Raw genomic sequence first — 19,111 nt, forward strand, 5'->3', positions numbered from 1 at the left:
GGCTTGCCCCCGATTGCGGTGGATCAATCAGCTCATCTGTAACTGAACCACTGCCATCGGGGGCAAGCCCCCTCCCACATTTGTTTTGCAGTGTTGGTGGGTTAGCGCACGACGCCTTCTTCTATGAGCAACTTGAGAATGGCTTGGGCGCCTTCCTCGGCGCTGACACCTTTGAGCACTTGCCCACCGCCACCACTGGCCTTGGCCGTAGCGGCTTTCATGCGGTCGGCGCCGCTTTTGGCTTTGATCACCTTGAGGCGTTTGGGACGAGGCTTGGCCGGTTGCAGCACCGCGCCTGTGAATAACTCATCGGCTTCAACTTCAACCTCATGGGCTGCCAACTCACCGCGCTGTGCCGGGCCATAGGCGCTCTGCCGAGGCTTGGGCGCGGCGTTATCCACAGTCGCCAAAAACGGCAAGCGCACCTTCAAGCGCCGCCGCTGCCCACGCGGCAAGGCTTGCAGCACATGAGCAACGCCGCCTTCGATGGACTCCACCTGAGCCAACCCGACAACCAGCGGCCAGCCCAATTGCTCGGCCAGCAGAAACGGCAGCATGCCCGAGCCTTCACCGGTTTCGGCCTGGCTGCCGGTGAGCACCACCTGGGCGCCTGCCTCGCGCAGATAATCACTGAGTACCGGCAAGGCATCGGCACCCTCCGGTTGTTCGAGCACATGCAGTTGCGGCAAGCCCATGCCCAAGTAGCTGCGCAAGGTGGGTTCGGCGATATTGCCCGCGTGCAGCACCTGCAACTTATCCCCAGCCATTTGCAGGCCGAGTTCAACGGCTCGCGCATCCTGCTCTGCCCGGCGCGGGCGCCCGGAGGTGGGGTGTGCGCCGATGGACACCAGGCTGATTACATTCGTGGTCATAGTCATGTCCTCAAGCCGCATCGCGCTTGGCGCCGTTGCGGTAGGCCTCGACCGCATCGATCAAGGCTTGCAGTATCGCGGCGCTTTCGCCGATCACCGACAGGTCGGCACGCTTGATCATGTCGCAACCCGGATCGAGGTTGATCGCCACCACCTTGTCGCAGGCACCGATGCCTTGCAGGTGCTGGATTGCCCCGGAAATCCCCACGGCCACATACACCCGTGCGGTGACCCAGGTGCCGCTGGCGCCGACCTGGCGATCGCGGGCCATAAAGCCGTCGTCCACGGCCACCCGCGACGCGCCTTCGGTGGCGCCCAGGGCAGCAGCGGTCTGGTGGAACAGGTTCCAATCCTTCACGCCGTTGCCGCCAGAGAAAATAAACTCGGCCTCGGCCATAGGGATCGCCGCCGGGTCCACCGCCACCGCGCCGAGGTCTTCGATGCGCGGTAGGCTGCGTGCCAGGGTTGTGGATAACTCCACGGGCAAGACTTCATGACGTGTGTCGCTGACCGGATCGGCACATTCGACGGCGGCGAGGATCAGGCGCGGCAGTGGCCGCGCCAGGTCTTCCTGGCCAGCGCCGGCGCGGCCGATGCACTCGTCGCCCTTGATCTGCCACACCCGCGTGGCCGGGCGCTCCTTGAGGCTCGCGGCAAACCGCCGACCCAGCTCACCACCGCCGCTGCGGCTGTCGGGCAGCAACCAATGGCGTGGGTTGAACTGGTTATCCACAGCCCGCAAACCCTGCACGCGTTGTTCCGGTGAATAACCGTCGAATTCGTGGCCGTCCAGCACCAGCAGACGGTCGACACCGGCCGTGGCGAACGCGTTTTCCTTATGCTCGCCAAACACCACCGCCAACACCGCACCGTCGCTGCCGGCAAGTTGCCGAGCCAGGCCGAGCAGGTCGCGGTCGTGGCTGCTCAAGCGGCCGCCGACCATGTCCGGCACCACGTTGATATAGAACGCCGGCGCAGGCACCTGATGCAGCGGCAACTGCACTTCAATCGCCGCCGTACGCTTGGTCACGCCACCCTGCTGGGCGCCGCTGCGGTCGATGCGCTTGATGCCGTTGGGGCCGATAAAACCGACGCCATGTACGTTTTTGCGGATAACGCCGTTCGGCCCCATCCAGCTGTGTTGTACCGGCTGCATCGCCGCATGCAACGGGTGCAGGCGGTTACGGGCGATCCATTCGGCCCGTGGATCGCGGCGGATAATGTCGCTCATCAGTGCACCTCCGCAGGTTCACGTTTGATGGGAGCTTTGGCTGGCGAAGCCTCGTCAAGCAACGCATCGGCCACCAGCTCGGCGATATCCTTGATCAACGGACGCGGCTCGACCACACCTTCAAGCATCGCAGTGCATTGTGGACAGCCCACCGCCACCAGCTCGGCGCCGGTTTCGCGGATGTCGTCCATGCGCATGTCGGGGATACGTTGCTTACCGGGGATGTCGGTGATCGGCGCGCCGCCGCCACCGCCGCAGCAACGCGAGCGGAAGCCCGAACGTTGCATCTCCTTGACCTCAATCCCCAGCGCCCGCAGCACTTCGCGCGGCGCCTCGTATTCGCCGTTATAGCGGCCCAGGTAACACGGGTCGTGGTAGGTCACGCTGTCGCCTTTATGCTGGCCCAGGTTCAGCGCGCCCTCGCCGATCAGCTCGGCCATGAAAGTGCTGTGGTGCTGTACGCGGTAGTTGCCGTTGAAGGCGCCGTACTCGTTTTTCAGCACATGAAAACTGTGCGGATCGCAGGTGACGATGCGCTTGAAGCTGTACTTGGCCAACGTCTGGATATTGCGCGTAGCCAGCAGTTGGAACGTCGCCTCATCGCCCAGGCGACGGGCAACGTCGCCACTGTCGCGCTCTTCCAGGCCGAGCACGGCGAAATCGACTTTGGCTGCTTTGAGCACTTTGACGAAAGCGCGCAGGGTGCGTTGGTTGCGCATGTCGAAGGCGCCATCACCGACCCAGAACAGCACGTCAACGCTGCTTTTGTCGCTGAGCAAAGGCAGGTTCAAATCCGCCGCCCAGTTCAGGCGACCGCCCGGTGCGAAACCGCCGGGGTTGTCGGTGGCGATCAGGTTTTCCAGGACTTCGGCGCCTTTGTTCGGCGTGGCGCCTTTCTCCAGGGTGAGGTGGCGGCGCATGTCGACGATGGCATCCACGTGCTCGATCATCATCGGGCACTCTTCCACGCAGGCGCGGCAGGTGGTGCAGGACCACAGGGTCTCGGCGTCCACCAGGCCGTTGACGATCGGTTGATGCGGATTGCCGCTGTGTTCGCCAATGGCTTTGCCTGGGTATGGGCTGCCGGCGAATTTGGCATCGGTGCCGCCGGCCAGGCCGACCACCATGTCCTGAATCAGCTTTTTCGGGTTCAACGGCTGGCCGGCGGCAAAGGCCGGGCACGCCGCTTCGCACTTGCCGCACTGCACGCAGGCGTCGAAGCCGAGCAGTTGGTTCCAGGTGAAATCCTTGGGTTTCTCCACGCCCAACGGCGCGGTTTTATCGCTGAGGTCCAGCGGCTTCAAACCGGTGGAACGACCACCGCCAAAGCGTTCGGCGCGACGGTGCCAGGCCAGGTGCAGGGCACCGGCGAAGGCGTGTTTCATCGGGCCGCCCCAGGTCATGCCAAAGAACATTTCGGACACGCCCCACAGCACACCCACACTCAAGAGCGCAGCCAGCAACCAACCGCCGAAGTCCGCCGGCAGAATCCCGGCCACGGGCAAGGTCACCAGGAAAAAGCTCACCGAGAACGCCATCAGGCTTTTCGGCAGGCGCATCCATGGGCCTTTGGACAGGCGTGCCGGCGGGTTGCGCCGACGCAGGTAAACGAAGGTGGCGCCGACAAACATCAACACCGAGGCCAGCAGCAAGGCGTAGCCGAGGATACGGTTTTGCAGGCCGAAGCCATGCACCAGAATCGCCAGCAGTGCCGACAGCACAAAGCCCAGGGCCGTGGCGACGTGGGTGTTGGCGATGTATTTGTCGCGGGCGACCACGTGGTGCAGGTCGACCATGTAGCGCTTGGGCATGGCCAGCAGGCCGCCCAGCAGGTCGACTTTGGACGCGCGGCCACGGCGCCACATGTTCACCCGGCGCAGGGCGCCGAGGACGGCAAGGCCCAAGGCGGCGAACAAGAGAATAGGCAGCAAGGTGTTCAACATGGTGAAGCTCCCACAGACCACACAAATCTAATGCGAAACTGACCCGAATGTGGGAGGGGGCTTGCCCCCGATGGCGGACTGTCAGTCGGTACAGTTGTCGCTGACCCACCGCTATCGGGGGCAAGCCCCCTCCCACATTTTTGGCCCTGTGGTGTCAGAAATCCTTGCACAGGCGCAGGGCGTCATAGATGGCAGCGTGGGTATTTCGCTGTGCCACACAGTCACCGATGCGGAACAGCAAGTACCCCTCGCCCGTCTCGCTCAGGCACGGCTGCGGCTTGATCGCGAACAGGGCTTCAACGTCAATCTGACCCTTGTTGCGCGAACCTTCCTTGAGCCCGTAGTAGATGGCTTCGTCCGGACGCACGCCGTTCTCGACCACCACCTGGTCCACCACCCGCTCTTCTTTGGCGCCGGTGTATTCGTTCTCCAGCACCGCCACCAGCTTGTCGCCTTCGCGGTAGACCTTTTCCAGCATCATGTCGCCGGTCATGATCACTTCTTTCGGGTACATGCTGCGGTAGTAGGTCGGGAACGACGTACCGCCAATCGCCACGCCCGGCTTGATGTCGTCGGTGACGATTTCCACCTGGCTGCCTTTGTCCGCGAGGAAGTCCGCAACCGACATGCCGGTGAATTCGCAGATGGTGTCGTAGACCAGCACGTTCTTGCCCGGCGCGACTTTGCCGTCGAGCACGTCCCAGCTGCTCACCACCAGGCCTTCGGCCGCGCCCCAGTGTTCGTTCTGCTCGATGTTCGGATGCCCGCCGACCGCCAGCACCACCACGTCTGGACGCAGGTCCAGGATGGTCTCGGCATCGGCCGCCACGCCCAGGCGCAGGTCGACTTTCAAGCGTGCCAGTTCCAGTTGGAACCAGCGCGTGATGCCGGCGATCTGGTCGCGTTGCGGCGCCTTGGAAGCAGTGGTGATTTGCCCGCCGATAAATTCTTTCTTCTCCAACAGCGTCACGTCGTGGCCACGTTCAGCGGCAACGCGTGCGGCTTCCATCCCGGCTGGACCGGCGCCGACCACTACGACCTTGCGTTTCGGTCCGGTGGATTTCTCGATGATGTGCGGCACGCCCATGTATTCACGGGACGTCGCGGCGTTCTGGATGCACAGCACATCCAGGCCCTGGTACTGGCGGTCGATGCAATAGTTGGCGCCGACGCACTGTTTGATCTGGTCGATCTGGCCCATCTTGATCTTGGCGATCAAGTGCGGGTCAGCGATGTGTGCACGGGTCATGCCGACCATGTCCACATAGCCGCCTTCAAGGATGCGCGTGGCCTGGTTCGGGTCCTTGATGTTCTGCGCGTGCAGCACTGGAACCTTGACCACTTCCTTGATACCGGCCGCCAGGTGCAGGAACGGCTCCGGCGGGTAGCTCATGTTCGGGATTACGTTGGCCAGGGTGTTGTGGGTGTCGCAACCCGAGCCGACGACGCCGATGAAATCGAGCATGCCGGTGTCGTCGTAATACTTGGCGATCTGCTTCATGTCCTCGTGGGACAGGCCGTCCGGGTGGAACTCGTCACCGCACAGGCGCATGCCCACGCAGAAGTCATCACCGACTTCCGCGCGCACGGCTTTCAACACTTCCAGGCCGAACTTCATGCGGCCTTCGAAGGTGCCGCCCCATTCGTCGGTACGCTTGTTGACCCGCGGGCTCCAGAACTGGTCGATCATGTGCTGGTGCACTGCCGACAGTTCCACACCGTCGAGGCCACCGGCCTTGGCACGCTTGGCGGCACTGGCGTAGTTGCCGATCACGCGCCAGATCTCTTCCGGCTCGATGGTCTTGCAGGTCGCGCGGTGCACCGGCTCACGTACACCGGACGGCGACATCAGGGTCGGCCAGTTAAAGCCGTCCCAACGCGAGCGACGGCCCATGTGGGTAATCTGGATCATGATTTTGGCGCCATGCTTGTGCATGGCGTCAGCCAGGTTCTGGAAGTGCGGGATGATGCGGTCGGTGGACAGGTTTACCGAACTCCACCATTCCTGGGGGCTGTCGATGGCGACCACCGAGGAACCGCCGCAGATCGCCAGGCCAATACCGCCCTTGGCTTTCTCTTCGTAGTACTTCACATAGCGATCGGTGGTCATGCCGCCGTCGGTGGCATACACCTCGGCGTGGGCGGTACTGAGCACGCGGTTGCGGATGGTCAGTTTGCCGATCTGGATCGGCTGGAACATTGCTTCGAAAGCCATGGCACGGTCCTCGGCTTACAACGGCTTGACGGTGAACAAGCCGTCATCGTGGCCCTCTTCGGAGCCTCCGTAGACTTGTTCGGCCACAGTGCGGATCTTGCTGCCACGGGCCTCAAGAATCTGGTCCATCGCGCCGGCAAACCAGCCGGTGAACATGTAGTCCACTTTGCGCCCGACCTTGCCGTACACGTAGACAAACGCCGAATGTTCGAGCTTGACGCTGGCGGTGCCTTTATCCAGGTCGATGTCCTGGATTTTGAACAGGCCCCAGCCGCGTTGCGACAGGCGCTTCATGTAGTGTTCAAACACCGCGACGCCTTCCAGACCGTGGCATTCAGCTTCTTTCTCACACCAGTGCCAGGCGGATTTGTAGCCGGCCTTGTAGAGGATTTCGGCGTAGGCGTCAGCGCCCAGGACTTCTTCGATGCCCATGTGGTTATTGACGAAGAAATGGCGTGGCACGTACAGCATCGGCAGGGCGTCGGAGGTCCAAACACCGGTTTCGCTGTCGACTTCGATAGGCAATTGAGGGGCGATCTTGGCCATGGAAACTTAACTCCAGAAAATTCGTTTGGATGCCCTCGGCGCCGGATGGCCGAGGGTAAAGAAGTGTCAGCGGTGGCTTATTCGCCCCAGACGTCCTTGAGCACGTTGACCCAGTTCTCGCCCATGATCTTGCGCACCACGCGCTCGCTGTGGCCGCGCTTGAGCAGGGTTTCGGTGAGGTTGGGGAACTCGCCCACGGTGCGGATGCCCAGCGGGTTGATGATCTTGCCGAAGCTGGTCAGGCGGCGGGCGTAACCCTTGTCATGGGTCAGCATTTCGAAGAAATCCTGGCCATGGCCCTGGGTGAAGTCGGTGCCGATGCCAATGGCGTCTTCGCCGACGATGTTCATGGTGTATTCGATGGCTTCGGCGTAGTCGTCGATGGTCGAATCGATGCCCTTGGCGAGGAACGGCGCGAACATGGTCACGCCGACAAAGCCGCCGTGGTCGGCGATGAACTTCAGCTCTGCATCGGACTTGTTGCGCGGGTGCTCTTTAAGACCGGAAGGCAAGCAGTGGGAGTAGCACACCGGCTTTTTCGATTCGAGGATGACTTCTTCGGAGGTTTTGGAGCCGACGTGGGACAGGTCGCACATGATGCCGACGCGGTTCATCTCGCCGACGATCTCGCGCCCGAAGCCCGACAGGCCGCCGTCACGCTCGTAGCAACCGGTGCCGACCAGGTTCTGGGTGTTGTAGCACATCTGCACCACACCAACGCCGAGCTGCTTGAAGATCTCGACGTAGCCGAGTTGGTCTTCAAACGCGTGGGCATTCTGGAAGCCGAAAATGATGCCGGTCTTGCCCAGTTCCTTGGCGCGACGGATGTCGGCGGTGGTTTTCACCGGGATCACCAGGTCACTGTTCTCGCGGATCAGGGTCTGGCTCGCGACGATGTTATTGATGGTGGCCTGAAACCCTTCCCACACCGACACGGTGCAGTTGGCGGCGGTGAGGCCACCTTTGCGCATGTCCTCGAACAGGTCGCGGTTCCACTTGGCAATAATCAGCCCGTCGATAACGATGCTGTCGGCGTGCAATTCGGCTGGGCTCATCAGGCGTCCCCTTATTGGCGATTCATGCGCCGAATCGTCTGCCGGCGCTTTGGGGCCAGCATATGCCCAGGGGCAACCTGAGCCGGGTGCAAAAACGACAGGGGAATTGCCGAAAGCGTCAATCCGCGACAAAGGCCTACATGACAGCTCTGACTGGCGACTGTTCTTTGTCTTACGCTTGAGCCAGAATTCCCGCATCACCTGATATGAGACGGCGCAATGAAATCGATTTTCCTGGCTTTGGCACTCATCGCAACCGGCGTCCACGCGGCTGAAGACACCGACAGCACGCCGTGCGATGGCATCGAAAACGACAAGCAAACCCTGGAATGCGCCACTTACAACAAAACCACCGCCGAACAATTGTTGAAAGACAACTATCAGGGCCTGCTGGAACGCATGGGTTCTACCTATGGCAGCGACAAGACCAAGCTCGCCGACATTACCGCTCGTCTGAAGGACGCCCAGCAGAAGTGGGAAAAACTACGTGACGCCGATTGCGCGGTGGACACCTTCCCGGCAGTGACCGGCACCAAAGCCTATGCGATTGCGCAAAATGACTGCCTGGCGCGGATGAGTGATGAGCGGTCGGAGTTTTTGGAGTCGATTGGGCAGGAATAAGCGACAATCCCCGCCACTTCTACTCTGAGCCAAGGTTTTTCATGACTATCTGCGGCATCGAAATCAAAGGCAGCGAAGCCATCATCGCTGTCGCCTCCCTGGACAACCATGCGCTGAGCCACGTCGCCCTGGCTACCAAGAAAATCGCCCTTGAAGACGATGATGAAGCGGCCAACGTCAAAGCCTTTGCCGCCCAGGTGAAGGCCTTCGTGCAGGCCAACGCCGTCACTCGCATCGCGATCAAGAAGCGCAGCAAAAAAGGCGAATTCGCCGGTGGCCCGACCACGTTCAAGATTGAAGGGGTGTTTCAACTGCTGGAGGGGGTTGAGGTGACGTTGCTGTCGCCGCAGACCATCAATGCGCAGAACAAGAAGCACACCTTTGAACTGCCGGCGACGTTGAACAAGTATCAGCATGAGGCCTTCAAGACCGCGTGCTCCGCCCTGCTGAAGAAATAAGCCACGCCGAAATCCACTGTGGGAGGGGGCTTGCTCCCGATGGTGGTGGATCAGCTTGCTCATGCATTGGCTGACATACCGCTATCGGGAGCAAGCCCCCTCCCACACTGGGTCTGTGGTGCCTTTAGTGGGGTGTATGGCGCTTGTGCCGCAGCCAGTCGCCGAACGTTTTGTCCTCCAGGGCATACCCACCCCGGCTCGACTTCCACACCAACTCCTTATCGCGTAACGCATCGATACAGGCCTGAATGGTCTGGGTGCCCGGCACCACGTCGCTGCCCATGTCCTCCAGCGCCTTGCTGACCGCTATCAGTGTGCTGTCGGTAAACGGCGCAAGAGGTTCGTTGTTGTGTGAGCGCGCCACCATCACCTCCAACACCGCACGCTGCGGGATCGTCAGGGCGTTCCAGGCGCTTTCGAACTCGGTCCATACACCCGCGCGCAGCAGTTCGGCACGGCTGTGCAGCAGTTGGCCCAGATTGCTGGCCTCGCCCAACTCCAACGCCACTTCGCCGATGATCGTGCGCAGCATTTCGGGACGACGGCCGACCAACTCGAAGGCTTCGTCGATATCCGCAGCACTGAATTGATTGTCTTGGGCCAAGTGCGCATTGAGGTGCACGGTGTAGGCCTGGGTGAACTCTTTGCCCAGCAACGGAAACGGCGTAATGCTGGAGCCGAAAAACGGTTGGCTTTTGCCCAGCACCAAATGGGCCAGTTTGTCGCGATTGGAGCCCGTGAACACGAGATGCAATCCGCTGCCCTCCTCGTCACGACCCTGGTTGAGTTGATCCCGGGCAGCTTTGAGCGCGAACATCGCGTTGATACCTGAATCGCTGGTCAATGCGTGCTGCGCTTCGTCTATCACCAGCACGACGGTTTTTTGCGCAACGCTGTGGAGCAATTCCAAAGCTTGGGTCAACGTGGCGCCGACCGGCAATTGCGGCTTGCTGAAATCCCAGGACAGGGTACGCAGAAAGCTGAGCTTCTCGATCCCGATATTCTTGGCCAGCTTACGAATGCCCTTTTCATAGGGAACCAGCGCAGCGGCTATGGCGCTGGCGATCAACTCGGCGGGGTCCTTTTCCTTGTCGGCCCACAAATCCACGTACACGGTCAGCCATCCCCGAAGCTGACACTCCGGGATCAGGTCTTCGCGTAAAAAAGTACTCTTACCGGTGCGGCGCGGCGCTGCGAGAAACAAGCCGGAAGTGAAATCCTGAATACCGGCCCCCACAAGACCATCGGCAATGCTGCGCGCCAGGACTGGGCGGCGGAACACGAAACCGCTGTTCTTGGACATGGTTTTATACTCAATTATGGAAAGGACTATAAATTATAGCCACGAGTATAATTGACTATAATCGCCCGTCAAACCACCTCCCGTCGCCGATCCTCCCTCGGGCACTTCGCAAACCTAGCGCGATAGCTGCGCGTGAAATACGACGGCGACTCAAACCCACAGGCAATGCTGACTTCCAGCACGCTCAAATCGCTCTGGCGCAGTAACTGCCGGGCCTTTTCCAGGCGCAGGCCGAGGTAGAAGTTGCTGGGCGTGTCATTCAGATGCAGGCGAAACAGCCGCTCCAACTGGCGCCGAGTCACCTTGATCGCTTCGGCCAGGGCCAAGGTGCTCAAGGGCGGTTCGGTGTGTTGCTCCATTTCGCCGATCACGTGCACCAATTTTTTGTTGTTGATGCCGTAGCGCGTAGCGATCTGCATGCGCTGGTGGTCTTTGCGTGGGCGGATGCGGCCGAGTACGAATTGTTCGGAGACTTGAATCGCCAGTTCCGGGCCGTGGGCCTGGGCGATCAGGTCGAGCATCAGGTCGATGGACGCGGTGCCGCCGGCGCAGGTGATGCGGCGGCGGTCGATCTCGAACAGTTCCTGTGTGACGGTCAGGTGAGGATAGGACTCCTTGAACGCGTCGATGGCTTCCCAGTGCAGGGTCAGACGATGGCCGTCAAGCAGGCCGGCTTCGGCGAGGACGCAGGCGCCGGTATCAATGGCGCCAAGGGTCACGCCGTCGTGGTCGAGGCGACGCAGCCAGTGTTCCAGGGCGGGGGTGGCGAACTGCAGCGGTTCAAAGCCGGCCACCACCAGCAAGGTCGCCCCTTTTTTCAGCGGTTCCAGCCCGGCGTCCGCGTTGACCGACATGCCATTGCTCGCCAACACCGCGCCGCCATCGGCACTCAGCACATGCCAGCGGTACAGCTCGCCACGAAAGCGGTTGGCCACCCGTAGCGGTTCCAGCGCGGAGATAAAACCAATGGCCGAAAACCCCGGCATCAGCAGAAAGTAGAAATCCTGGGACATGGTGGCGCTCTCGTCGGACGGGCAGCGTGGCACTGTGATACTCCCGTTCAGGGGCGGATTCAAGGGGGCAGGTCGCTGCAGTGCAAGAGGTGGTCGCCGCCGTGCGTTTTGCTGGCCCCTGGCTTGCGTAACTTGGCTGCACGGCGCACAAAGACGCCGGACCCCACAATAACGACCTGCCGAGGGATCCACCATGAATCGACTGATCAGCCGCTGCGTGCTTGCACTCAGTGCCAGCGCTATTTTGAGCACCAATGTGATGGCAGCGGATGCCGCTTCATGCCAGAACGTGCGCATGGGCGTGGTGAACTGGACCGACGTCATCGCCACCAGCGCCATGACCCAAGTACTGCTCGACGGCCTCGGCTACAAGACCAAACAAACCAGCGCCTCCCAGCAAATCATCTTCGCCGGCATCCGCGACCAGCGCCTGGACTTGTTCCTGGGGTACTGGAACCCGCTGATGACCCAGACCATCACGCCATTCGTCGACGCCAAACAAGTCAAAGTCCTCGACAAACCAAGCCTGGAAGACGCCCGCGCCACCCTCGCCGTGCCGACTTACCTGGCGGACAAGGGCCTGAAAACCTTCGCCGATATCGCCAAATTCGAAAAAGAACTGGGTGGCAAGATCTACGGCATCGAGCCGGGCTCAGGGGCTAACACCCAGATCAAGGCGATGATCGCCAAGAACCAGTTCGGCCTGGGCAAATTCCAACTGGTGGAATCCAGCGAAGCCGGCATGCTCGCCGCCGTCGACCGCGCCGTTCGCCGCAAGGAAGCCGTGGTGTTTTTTGGCTGGGCGCCGCACCCGATGAACGTCAACGTGGCGATGACTTACCTCACCGGCAGCGACGACGCCCTGGGCCCGAACGAAGGCATGGCGACCGTCTGGACCGTCACTTCGCCGACCTACGCCGAGCAATGCCCCAATGTGCACAAACTGCTGACCAACCTGACCTTCACCGCGGCCGACGAGAGCCGAATGATGCAGCCGTTGCTGGATCACAAGGACGCTATCGAGTCGGCCAAGCAGTGGCTCAAGGATCACCCTCAAGACCAGGCTCGCTGGCTGGAAGGCGTGACCACCTTCGATGGCAAACCGGCCGCCGCCAACCTGCAATTGACCGGCAAGTAACACACTTTCAACCACTGCTTCGCAGCCAGACACGGCTGCGAACGGCATCACCACGCCTGTAAGGAACCGTCTCATGAATCACGACGTCATCATCACCTGCGCACTTACCGGTGCTGGCGACACGACCGCCAGAAGCCCACACGTGCCGGTCACCCCCAAACAAATCGCAGCCGCAGCGGTTGAAGCCGCCAAGGCCGGCGCCACCGTGGTGCACTGCCATGTGCGTGACCCCGAAACCGGCAAGTTCAGCCGCGACGTGGCGCTGTATCGCGAAGTGATGGAGCGCATCCGCGAGGCGGACATCGACATCATCGTCAACCTCACCGCCGGCATGGGCGGCGACCTGGAGATCGGCGGCGGCGAGAACCCGATGGAGTTCGGCCCCAATACCGACCTGGTCGGCCCGCTGACGCGCTTGGCCCATGTGGAAGAACTGCTGCCGGAAATCTGCACACTGGACTGCGGCACGCTGAACTTCGGCGATGGCGACACCATTTACGTGTCCACCCCTGCGCAGTTGCGCGCCGGTGCCAAACGCATTCAAGAGTTGGGTGTAAAAGCCGAACTGGAAATTTTCGACACCGGCCACCTGTGGTTCGCCAAGCAGATGATCAAAGAGGGCCTGCTCGACAACCCGCTGTTCCAACTGTGTCTGGGCATCCCATGGGGCGCGCCGGCCGACACCACCACCATGAAAGCCATGGTCGACAACCTGCCCGCCGACGCAGTGTGGGCGGGCTTCGGCATCGGCCGCATGCAAATGCCGATGGCGGCGCAAGCGGTACTGCTGGGCGGCAATGTGCGGGTAGGCCTGGAAGACAATCTGTGGCTGGACAAGGGCGTGCTGGCGACCAATGGGCAGTTGGTAGAACGGGCCAGTGAGATCCTCAGCCGCTTGGGCGCGCGAGTCATGACCCCCGCAGAGGGCCGGGCAAAGATGGGCCTCACCAAACGCCGCTGATCAACATGTGGGAGGGGGCTTGCCCCCGATGGCGGAGGATCAGCACCAGCTGTATCGACTGACACACCGCTATCGGGGGCAAGCCCCCTCCCACAGGGGATTACCAACCTCTTTAGGAATGTGCCATGAGCTTTATCACCGAAATCAAAACCTTCGCCGCGCTCGGCAGCGGTGTCATCGGCAGTGGCTGGGTATCCCGCGCCCTCGCCCACGGCCTTGATGTAATCGCCTGGGATCCGGCCCCCGGCGCCGAAGCCGCCCTGCGCAAACGCGTTGCCAACGCATGGGGTGCGCTTGAGAAACAAGGCCTCGCACCCGGCGCATCCCAAGACCGCCTGCGCTTTGTCGCCACCATTGAAGAGTGCGTAAAAGACGCTGACTTCATCCAGGAAAGCGCCCCAGAACGCCTGGAGCTGAAGCTGGAACTGCACAGCAAGATCAGCGCGGCAGCCAAGCCCAATGCATTGATCGGCTCCAGCACCTCAGGCCTGTTGCCGAGCGAGTTTTACGAGGGCTCGACCCACCCTGAGCGCTGCGTGGTCGGCCACCCGTTCAACCCGGTTTACCTGCTGCCATTGGTGGAAGTGGTCGGCGGCAAAAACACCGCGCCCGACGCTATTCAAGCCGCGATCAAGGTGTACGAATCCCTCGGCATGCGCCCGTTGCATGTGCGTAAGGAAGTCCCCGGCTTCATTGCCGATCGCCTGCTCGAAGCGCTCTGGCGTGAAGCGTTGCACCTGGTGAATGACGGCGTGGCGACCACCGGCGAAATCGACGATGCCATCCGCTTTGGCGCAGGGTTACGCTGGTCGTTCATGGGCACCTTCCTGACCTACACCCTCGCGGGCGGCGATGCGGGGATGCGGCATTTCATGGCGCAGTTTGGTCCGGCACTGCAGTTGCCGTGGACGTATCTGCCGGCGCCCGAGCTGACTGACAAATTGATTGATGATGTGGTGGATGGCACTAGCGATCAGTTGGGTACACACAGCATTTCGGCACTGGAACGCTATCGTGATGATTGCCTGTTGGCGGTGCTGGAAGCGGTAAAAACCACCAAAGCCAAGCACGGTATGACTTTCGCCGAATAACCCATGTGGGAGGGGCGGTGCGACGATTCGACTTGCCTCCGATAGCATTGGATCAGTCAAGAAATCTGGCAACTGACACACCGCTATCGGGGGCAAGCTCCTCCCACATTTTGACCGAGTACTGATCCGGGAGTTTTCCATGCCTGCACTGACGACCTACACCACAGCAATCCTCCCCGAGTGGGTCGACTACAACGGCCACCTGCGCGACGCGTTTTACCTGCTGATCTTCAGCTACGCGACCGACGCGCTGATGGACACGTTGGGCCTGGACAGCGAAAACCGCGACGCCAGCGGCCACTCGCTGTTCACCCTTGAACTGCACCTGAACTACCTGCACGAGGTGAAACTCGGCGCCGAGGTTGAGGTGCATACCCAACTGATCGCCCATGACGCCAAGCGCCTGCACCTCTATCACAGCCTGCATCTTGTGGGCGAAGAGCGGGCGCTGGCGGGTAACGAACAGATGCTCTTGCACGTCGATCTGGCCGGCCCGCATTCGGCGCCGTTTACCGAGCCGACGCTGGAAAAAATCATCGCTGTCAGCGCTGCACAGGCTGACCTGCCCAAGCCTGCACTGCTTGGCCGTGTCATCGGTTTGCCGGTCAGACAATAAGCAAAAAAAACCCCGATCCAATGTGGAGTGGATCGGGGCAGAGTGCCTTGTGTGAGCCGTACATCCCGAGGGTGACCAAACCGTCAAGCTGTGTGCCTGGGTTCAGTGTGCCGATAAGTGCGGTTGGCAAATGGCCCGAAAACGACACGCTCATAGCCATCTGAGGCATTCGCGCATTCTGCCCTTGCCGACCGCATGGGCGGCTACCAGAATCCCAGTCAGACCTCGCTCCCCTCACCAGGATAAACGTCATGATGCATGCGGATTTGATTGACCAGGATGACCTGCTGGGCCAACTGCGCTCACTGGGTTTCGACGTGTCCAGCGGCGCCACCGCTGAGCAGGCCTGCGAGTGCGCCGTGCGCGGTTTGAGCGAAGCACGGGCTAAAGCGCTCAAGGGCATGGTGGAACAGATGTACAGCGGCAGCGCGACGATCCTGCCGGCGGTGCGTCAGGCGATTGATAAGCAGCTGTTGCCGGCTTTGGTGCAGTTCAAGCAGAACTCTGGTGTCTGATAGAACGCTATCGAGAGCAAGTCGAATCGTCGCACCGCCCCTCCCACACTTGGAATCCATTCCCATGTGGGAGGGGGCTTGCTCCCGATGCAGTCAACTCGGTCTAAAGCCGCACGCTCGCAAAAGTCGACTCATTGCGCGCCTGACTCAACGCCGACATCGGCCCGGCCAACGGTGACAACACCAGCGCCTGCGGAATCGGCATCATCGCCACCTGCTGGGTGGTGTTGGAACCGACGCGCTCATCCCGTGGCGGAATGCCGAAGTATTCGCGGTAGCACTTGGAGAAGTGCGGCGTAGACACAAACCCGCACACCGAGGCCACTTCGATGATCGACATCGGCGTTTGCTTGAGCAACTGCCGTGCACGGATCAGGCGCAGTTTGAGGTAGTAGCGCGACGGCGAGCAGTGCAGGTATTTCTGGAACAGGCGCTCCAGCTGGCGCCGCGACACGGCGACGTACACCGCCAGTTCGTCCAGGTCGATAGGCTCTTCCAGGTTGGCTTCCATCAACGCCACAATTTCCTGCAGCTTCGGCTGGTTGGTGCCCAGCATGTGCTTGAGCGGCACACGCTGGTGATCCTGTTCGTTGCGGATGCGCTCGTACACAAACATCTCGGAGATCGCTGCCGACAGTTCGCGGCCATGATCGCGGCTGATCAGGTGCAGCATCATGTCCAGCGGCGCGGTGCCGCCGGAGCTGGTGAAGCGATTGCGGTCGAGGGTGAACAGGCGTGTGCTCATGGCCACGCGCGGGAAGGCTTCCTGCATCGACGCCAGGCATTCCCAGTGCACGCTGCAATCAAACCCATCAAGCAGGCCGGCGCAAGCCAGGGCCCAACTGCCGGTGCAGACGGCGCCAAGACGGCGGGACTGGCGCGCCTGGCTTTGCAGCCACGACACGTGTTCACGGGTAACGGTGCGCTGAATACCCACGCCGCCGCACACGATGACGGTGTCCAGGGCCGGAGCTTTGTGCATGGAGGCATCGGGGGTGATTTGCAGACCGTCGCTGGCCCAGACTTGGTTGCCGTCGACACTCAGGGTTGTCCAGCGATACAACTCGCGACCGGACAATTGGTTGGCCATGCGCAGCGGTTCCACGGCTGACGCCAGGGAAATCAGCGTGAAATTGTCCAACAGCAAAAAGCCGATGGATTGAGGCGCACGGTTCTGGGGTTGGGCCCCTGAGTTGAACGACGTCATCGCGGTATCTCCTCACACTAAGCGGGTGTTGGCCTCAGGCGAGGCTCTTGTTATGGCGGTCGGCCTCAGGAAGGCGACGCTTTAAATAGATAGAGCAAATGCCATGCCTAAAATTGAATGGCTATTCAATAACTCCTGAAAACGACCTTATGACGTGTCTATATAAGCCCGCGCAGGAAGTGCGGGATACGGCCGAAAAGGGACGTAGGAGCAGCACTGCTAAGGGGTGTGAGCAGATCGGTAGCACTTGTGGGAAGGCGCTTTGCGGGCGTAGGAGAAGTCTGTCACCCCATGCACAGGTGACGGGTGGTCGGAGGGAAAATCGTTCGGGAGCTACTTATCTGTTTGCGACGCGCTAAAAGGTGGCGATTTTGGTTGGAGTGTTCACTTGTAGTGAGCGGGCTTGCTACGCGCTGGGTGGCGAAGCCGCCCCAAAATCAGGCGACCGGGTTTTATCTGAAACTATGTGGTGCCTTTATTGATTGGGGCGGCTTCGCCACCCAGCGCGGGGCAAGCCCGCTCACCACAAAAGCCCGGCTCACCACAAAAGCCCTGTTCATCACTAAGGCCCTGTTCATCACAACAAGCTCATCAGCACTCCACTGCACTGACCGCCAACCCACCCCGCGATGTCTCTTTGTACTTGTCATGCATATCTGCCCCGGTATCGCGCATGGTGCGGATTACCCGGTCCAGGGAAATAAAGTGCTGACCGTCGCCACGCAAGGCCATTTGCGCCGCGTTGATCGCTTTTACCGCCGCAATCGCATTGCGCTCGATGCACGGCACTTGCACCAACCCACCCACGGGGTCGCAGGTCAGGCCGAGGTTGTGTTCCAGGCCAATTTCGGCGGCGTTGCACAGTTGCTCCGGCGTAGCGCCAAGAATCTCGGCCAGCCCGGCCGCGGCCATGGCACACGCAGAACCCACTTCCCCCTGGCAACCGACTTCGGCACCCGAGATCGAGGCGTTCTTCTTGCACAGAATCCCTACCGCCGCCGCGCTGAGCAGGTAGTCGACCACGTTGGCTTCGGTGACTTCGTCACTGAACTTCATGAAGTAGTGCAGCACCGCCGGAATAATCCCCGCCGCGCCATTGGTGGGCGCGGTGACCATGCGCCCACCGGCGGCGTTTTCTTCGTTGACCGCGAGGGCGAACAGGTTGACCCACTCCATGGCACTCAACGTCGAGCCAATCACATTAGGCTTGTTCAACTCCTGCAGGCTGCGGTGCAACTTGGCCGCGCGGCGACGCACGTTAAGGCCGCCAGGCAGGATACCTTCGTGCTTGAGGCCCTGCTCCACGCACGCCTGCATGGCGCGCCAAAGCTTCATTAGGCCGTTGCGGATTTCTTCTTCGGAGCGCCAGACCTTTTCGTTGGCCAGCATCAACTCAGCAACGCGCAGGTTGTGGGTCTTGCACAACTGCAACAACTCCACCGCGCTGGAAAAGTCATAGGGCAACTCGGTGCGGTCCATATCCGCCACGCCGCTTCGGGCCTGGGCTTCATCCACCACGAAACCACCGCCCACTGAGTAGTAGGTGTCGCGGTGCAGCTCGCCATCATCACCAAATACCACCAAGGTCATGGCGTTGGGGTGGAACGGCAGGTTCTCATCGAGCAGGCGCATGTCCCGTGCCCATACAAACGGCACCGGCAAACGCCCGTCCAGCAGCAGTGTGTCGGTCTCGCGCAGGGTGTGGATGCGCAGGCCGATCTGCGACGGATCAATTGCATCCGGCCACTCGCCCATCAGGCCCATGATGGTAGCGGTGTCGCTGCCGTGGCCGATGCCGGTGGCTGACAACGAGCCGTACAGCTGAACTTCGACGCGCCGTACTTGTTCCAACAATTCACGTTCACGCAGTGCTTGGACGAACAACGCCGCGGCGCGCATGGGGCCGACGGTGTGAGAACTAGAAGGCCCGATGCCGATCTTGAACAGGTCGAAAACGCTGATAGCCATTAACGTGGAACTCCTCGATAAGCACGGGCCGGACTTGAACAAGCTGCTACGCTCAGATCGCCCAGATGGCGGCATCATCAAGGTTTTATCTGCCGTCACGGCGTCTCACACCGACGCACCCATGCTCACCAGCGTCGCTCGCGTGCGATCGCCTGTTTTGGCCGTTTTCAGCGGCGCAGATGGGCAAAAACTGCGGTTTTGCCTTGGGAAAAACCTGTAAGCGACGTCACCGACACTGGATGCGACCCTCCCTGTACTGGATACGACGCCCCCTGTAGGCGTCAGATTTTCACTGGTACATGATCAGTCTCGACTCGTTTGCAAGGCACCGTGGCAGAGCTGTTGTCGCACGCTCCAA

General features: G+C 61.1%; 17 protein-coding genes. 7 read left to right on the forward strand and 10 right to left on the reverse strand.

What is annotated here, in order from left to right; all coding sequences use genetic code 11:
* Positions 1 to 101 precede the first annotated feature (101 nt).
* The 6 genes from CKW32_RS12375 to CKW32_RS12400 all read right to left on the reverse strand — a co-directional run bounded on the left by CKW32_RS12375 (position 102) and on the right by CKW32_RS12400 (position 7,862).
* Positions 102 to 872 (reverse strand): electron transfer flavoprotein subunit beta, encoded by a 771-nt coding sequence (locus CKW32_RS12375; protein WP_032884002.1) that lies wholly within the window; start codon positions 870 to 872, stop codon positions 102 to 104.
* Positions 873 to 882: 10 nt separating this feature from the next.
* Complete coding sequence (locus CKW32_RS12380) at positions 883 to 2,103, reverse strand: electron transfer flavoprotein subunit alpha/FixB family protein (RefSeq protein ID WP_095185087.1); 1,221 nt, start codon at positions 2,101 to 2,103, stop codon at positions 883 to 885.
* Positions 2,103 to 4,046: a dimethylglycine demethylation protein DgcB gene (dgcB, locus tag CKW32_RS12385; protein WP_095185088.1), complete on the reverse strand. Its 1,944-nt coding sequence runs from the start codon at positions 4,044 to 4,046 to the stop codon at positions 2,103 to 2,105. The genes CKW32_RS12380 and dgcB overlap by 1 nt, the downstream gene beginning before the upstream one ends.
* Before the next feature lie 154 nt (positions 4,047 to 4,200).
* Entirely contained in the window at positions 4,201 to 6,261 is a 2,061-nt protein-coding gene (dgcA, locus tag CKW32_RS12390) for a dimethylglycine demethylation protein DgcA (protein ID WP_095185089.1), read from the reverse strand.
* Positions 6,262 to 6,276: 15 nt separating this feature from the next.
* Entirely contained in the window at positions 6,277 to 6,807 is a 531-nt protein-coding gene (locus CKW32_RS12395) for a DUF5943 domain-containing protein (protein WP_005792152.1), read from the reverse strand.
* A 77-nt stretch (positions 6,808 to 6,884) separates the two neighbouring features.
* Positions 6,885 to 7,862, reverse strand: a complete 978-nt coding sequence (locus CKW32_RS12400; protein WP_032884008.1) for a dipeptidase — start codon at positions 7,860 to 7,862, stop codon at positions 6,885 to 6,887.
* 219 nt (positions 7,863 to 8,081) lie between these two features.
* Between CKW32_RS12400 and CKW32_RS12405 the strand changes: the two genes are divergently transcribed.
* Together CKW32_RS12405 and CKW32_RS12410 are read left to right on the forward strand one after the other, a co-directional pair.
* Complete coding sequence (locus CKW32_RS12405; protein WP_032884009.1) at positions 8,082 to 8,483, forward strand: lysozyme inhibitor LprI family protein; 402 nt, start codon at positions 8,082 to 8,084, stop codon at positions 8,481 to 8,483.
* Positions 8,484 to 8,524: 41 nt separating this feature from the next.
* Positions 8,525 to 8,941 (forward strand): DUF3010 family protein, encoded by a 417-nt coding sequence (locus CKW32_RS12410; protein WP_095185090.1) that lies wholly within the window; start codon positions 8,525 to 8,527, stop codon positions 8,939 to 8,941.
* Positions 8,942 to 9,065: 124 nt separating this feature from the next.
* Here the strand turns inward: CKW32_RS12410 and CKW32_RS12415 are convergent, their stop codons facing one another.
* Both CKW32_RS12415 and CKW32_RS12420 read right to left on the reverse strand, forming a co-directional pair.
* Entirely contained in the window at positions 9,066 to 10,244 is a 1,179-nt protein-coding gene (locus CKW32_RS12415) for an AAA family ATPase (protein ID WP_095185091.1), read from the reverse strand.
* A gap of 68 nt (positions 10,245 to 10,312) precedes the next feature.
* A complete protein-coding gene (locus CKW32_RS12420) occupies positions 10,313 to 11,257 on the reverse strand; it encodes a GlxA family transcriptional regulator (RefSeq protein WP_164444906.1) in 945 nt (314 codons plus the stop codon).
* 193 nt (positions 11,258 to 11,450) lie between these two features.
* Between CKW32_RS12420 and CKW32_RS12425 the strand changes: the two genes are divergently transcribed.
* From CKW32_RS12425 to CKW32_RS12445, 5 genes are all read left to right on the forward strand, one after another.
* Positions 11,451 to 12,395 carry a choline ABC transporter substrate-binding protein gene (locus CKW32_RS12425; protein WP_032884015.1) on the forward strand — a complete coding sequence of 315 codons (945 nt, stop codon included), beginning with the start codon at positions 11,451 to 11,453 and terminating at the stop codon, positions 12,393 to 12,395.
* Between the two features lie 73 nt (positions 12,396 to 12,468).
* Complete coding sequence (locus CKW32_RS12430; protein WP_032884016.1) at positions 12,469 to 13,356, forward strand: 3-keto-5-aminohexanoate cleavage protein; 888 nt, start codon at positions 12,469 to 12,471, stop codon at positions 13,354 to 13,356.
* Between the two features lie 125 nt (positions 13,357 to 13,481).
* A complete protein-coding gene (locus CKW32_RS12435; RefSeq protein ID WP_095185093.1) occupies positions 13,482 to 14,447 on the forward strand; it encodes an L-carnitine dehydrogenase in 966 nt (321 codons plus the stop codon).
* A gap of 139 nt (positions 14,448 to 14,586) precedes the next feature.
* Complete coding sequence (locus tag CKW32_RS12440) at positions 14,587 to 15,063, forward strand: thioesterase family protein (protein WP_095185094.1); 477 nt, start codon at positions 14,587 to 14,589, stop codon at positions 15,061 to 15,063.
* Positions 15,064 to 15,314: 251 nt separating this feature from the next.
* Positions 15,315 to 15,578 (forward strand): hypothetical protein, encoded by a 264-nt coding sequence (locus CKW32_RS12445; protein WP_032884020.1) that lies wholly within the window; start codon positions 15,315 to 15,317, stop codon positions 15,576 to 15,578.
* 103 nt (positions 15,579 to 15,681) lie between these two features.
* Here CKW32_RS12445 and CKW32_RS12450 read toward each other — a convergent pair whose 3' ends face one another.
* Complete coding sequence (locus CKW32_RS12450) at positions 15,682 to 16,785, reverse strand: GlxA family transcriptional regulator (RefSeq protein ID WP_032884022.1); 1,104 nt, start codon at positions 16,783 to 16,785, stop codon at positions 15,682 to 15,684.
* Between the two features lie 591 nt (positions 16,786 to 17,376).
* Positions 17,377 to 18,753 (reverse strand): L-serine ammonia-lyase, encoded by a 1,377-nt coding sequence (locus CKW32_RS12455; RefSeq protein WP_095185095.1) that lies wholly within the window; start codon positions 18,751 to 18,753, stop codon positions 17,377 to 17,379.
* Positions 18,754 to 19,111: the final 358 nt, after the last annotated feature.

It is taken from the genome of Pseudomonas sp. Irchel 3H9 (assembly GCF_900187495.1).
GTDB lineage: Bacteria > Pseudomonadota > Gammaproteobacteria > Pseudomonadales > Pseudomonadaceae > Aquipseudomonas > Aquipseudomonas sivasensis.

What these genes read in the sequence shown, in the direction of transcription:
- CKW32_RS12375 (WP_032884002.1), bottom strand. Translation starts at nt 872, where the DNA reads ATGACCACGAATGTAATCAGCCTGGTGTCCATCGGCGCACACCCCACC.
- CKW32_RS12380 (WP_095185087.1), bottom strand. Translation starts at nt 2,103, where the DNA reads ATGAGCGACATTATCCGCCGCGATCCACGGGCCGAATGGATCGCCCGT.
- dgcB (WP_095185088.1), bottom strand. Translation starts at nt 4,046, where the DNA reads ATGTTGAACACCTTGCTGCCTATTCTCTTGTTCGCCGCCTTGGGCCTT.
- dgcA (WP_095185089.1), bottom strand. Translation starts at nt 6,261, where the DNA reads ATGGCTTTCGAAGCAATGTTCCAGCCGATCCAGATCGGCAAACTGACC.
- CKW32_RS12395 (WP_005792152.1), bottom strand. Translation starts at nt 6,807, where the DNA reads ATGGCCAAGATCGCCCCTCAATTGCCTATCGAAGTCGACAGCGAAACC.
- CKW32_RS12400 (WP_032884008.1), bottom strand. Translation starts at nt 7,862, where the DNA reads ATGAGCCCAGCCGAATTGCACGCCGACAGCATCGTTATCGACGGGCTG.
- CKW32_RS12405 (WP_032884009.1), top strand. Translation starts at nt 8,082, where the DNA reads ATGAAATCGATTTTCCTGGCTTTGGCACTCATCGCAACCGGCGTCCAC.
- CKW32_RS12410 (WP_095185090.1), top strand. Translation starts at nt 8,525, where the DNA reads ATGACTATCTGCGGCATCGAAATCAAAGGCAGCGAAGCCATCATCGCT.
- CKW32_RS12415 (WP_095185091.1), bottom strand. Translation starts at nt 10,244, where the DNA reads ATGTCCAAGAACAGCGGTTTCGTGTTCCGCCGCCCAGTCCTGGCGCGC.
- CKW32_RS12420 (WP_164444906.1), bottom strand. Translation starts at nt 11,257, where the DNA reads ATGTCCCAGGATTTCTACTTTCTGCTGATGCCGGGGTTTTCGGCCATT.
- CKW32_RS12425 (WP_032884015.1), top strand. Translation starts at nt 11,451, where the DNA reads ATGAATCGACTGATCAGCCGCTGCGTGCTTGCACTCAGTGCCAGCGCT.
- CKW32_RS12430 (WP_032884016.1), top strand. Translation starts at nt 12,469, where the DNA reads ATGAATCACGACGTCATCATCACCTGCGCACTTACCGGTGCTGGCGAC.
- CKW32_RS12435 (WP_095185093.1), top strand. Translation starts at nt 13,482, where the DNA reads ATGAGCTTTATCACCGAAATCAAAACCTTCGCCGCGCTCGGCAGCGGT.
- CKW32_RS12440 (WP_095185094.1), top strand. Translation starts at nt 14,587, where the DNA reads ATGCCTGCACTGACGACCTACACCACAGCAATCCTCCCCGAGTGGGTC.
- CKW32_RS12445 (WP_032884020.1), top strand. Translation starts at nt 15,315, where the DNA reads ATGATGCATGCGGATTTGATTGACCAGGATGACCTGCTGGGCCAACTG.
- CKW32_RS12450 (WP_032884022.1), bottom strand. Translation starts at nt 16,785, where the DNA reads ATGACGTCGTTCAACTCAGGGGCCCAACCCCAGAACCGTGCGCCTCAA.
- CKW32_RS12455 (WP_095185095.1), bottom strand. Translation starts at nt 18,753, where the DNA reads ATGGCTATCAGCGTTTTCGACCTGTTCAAGATCGGCATCGGGCCTTCT.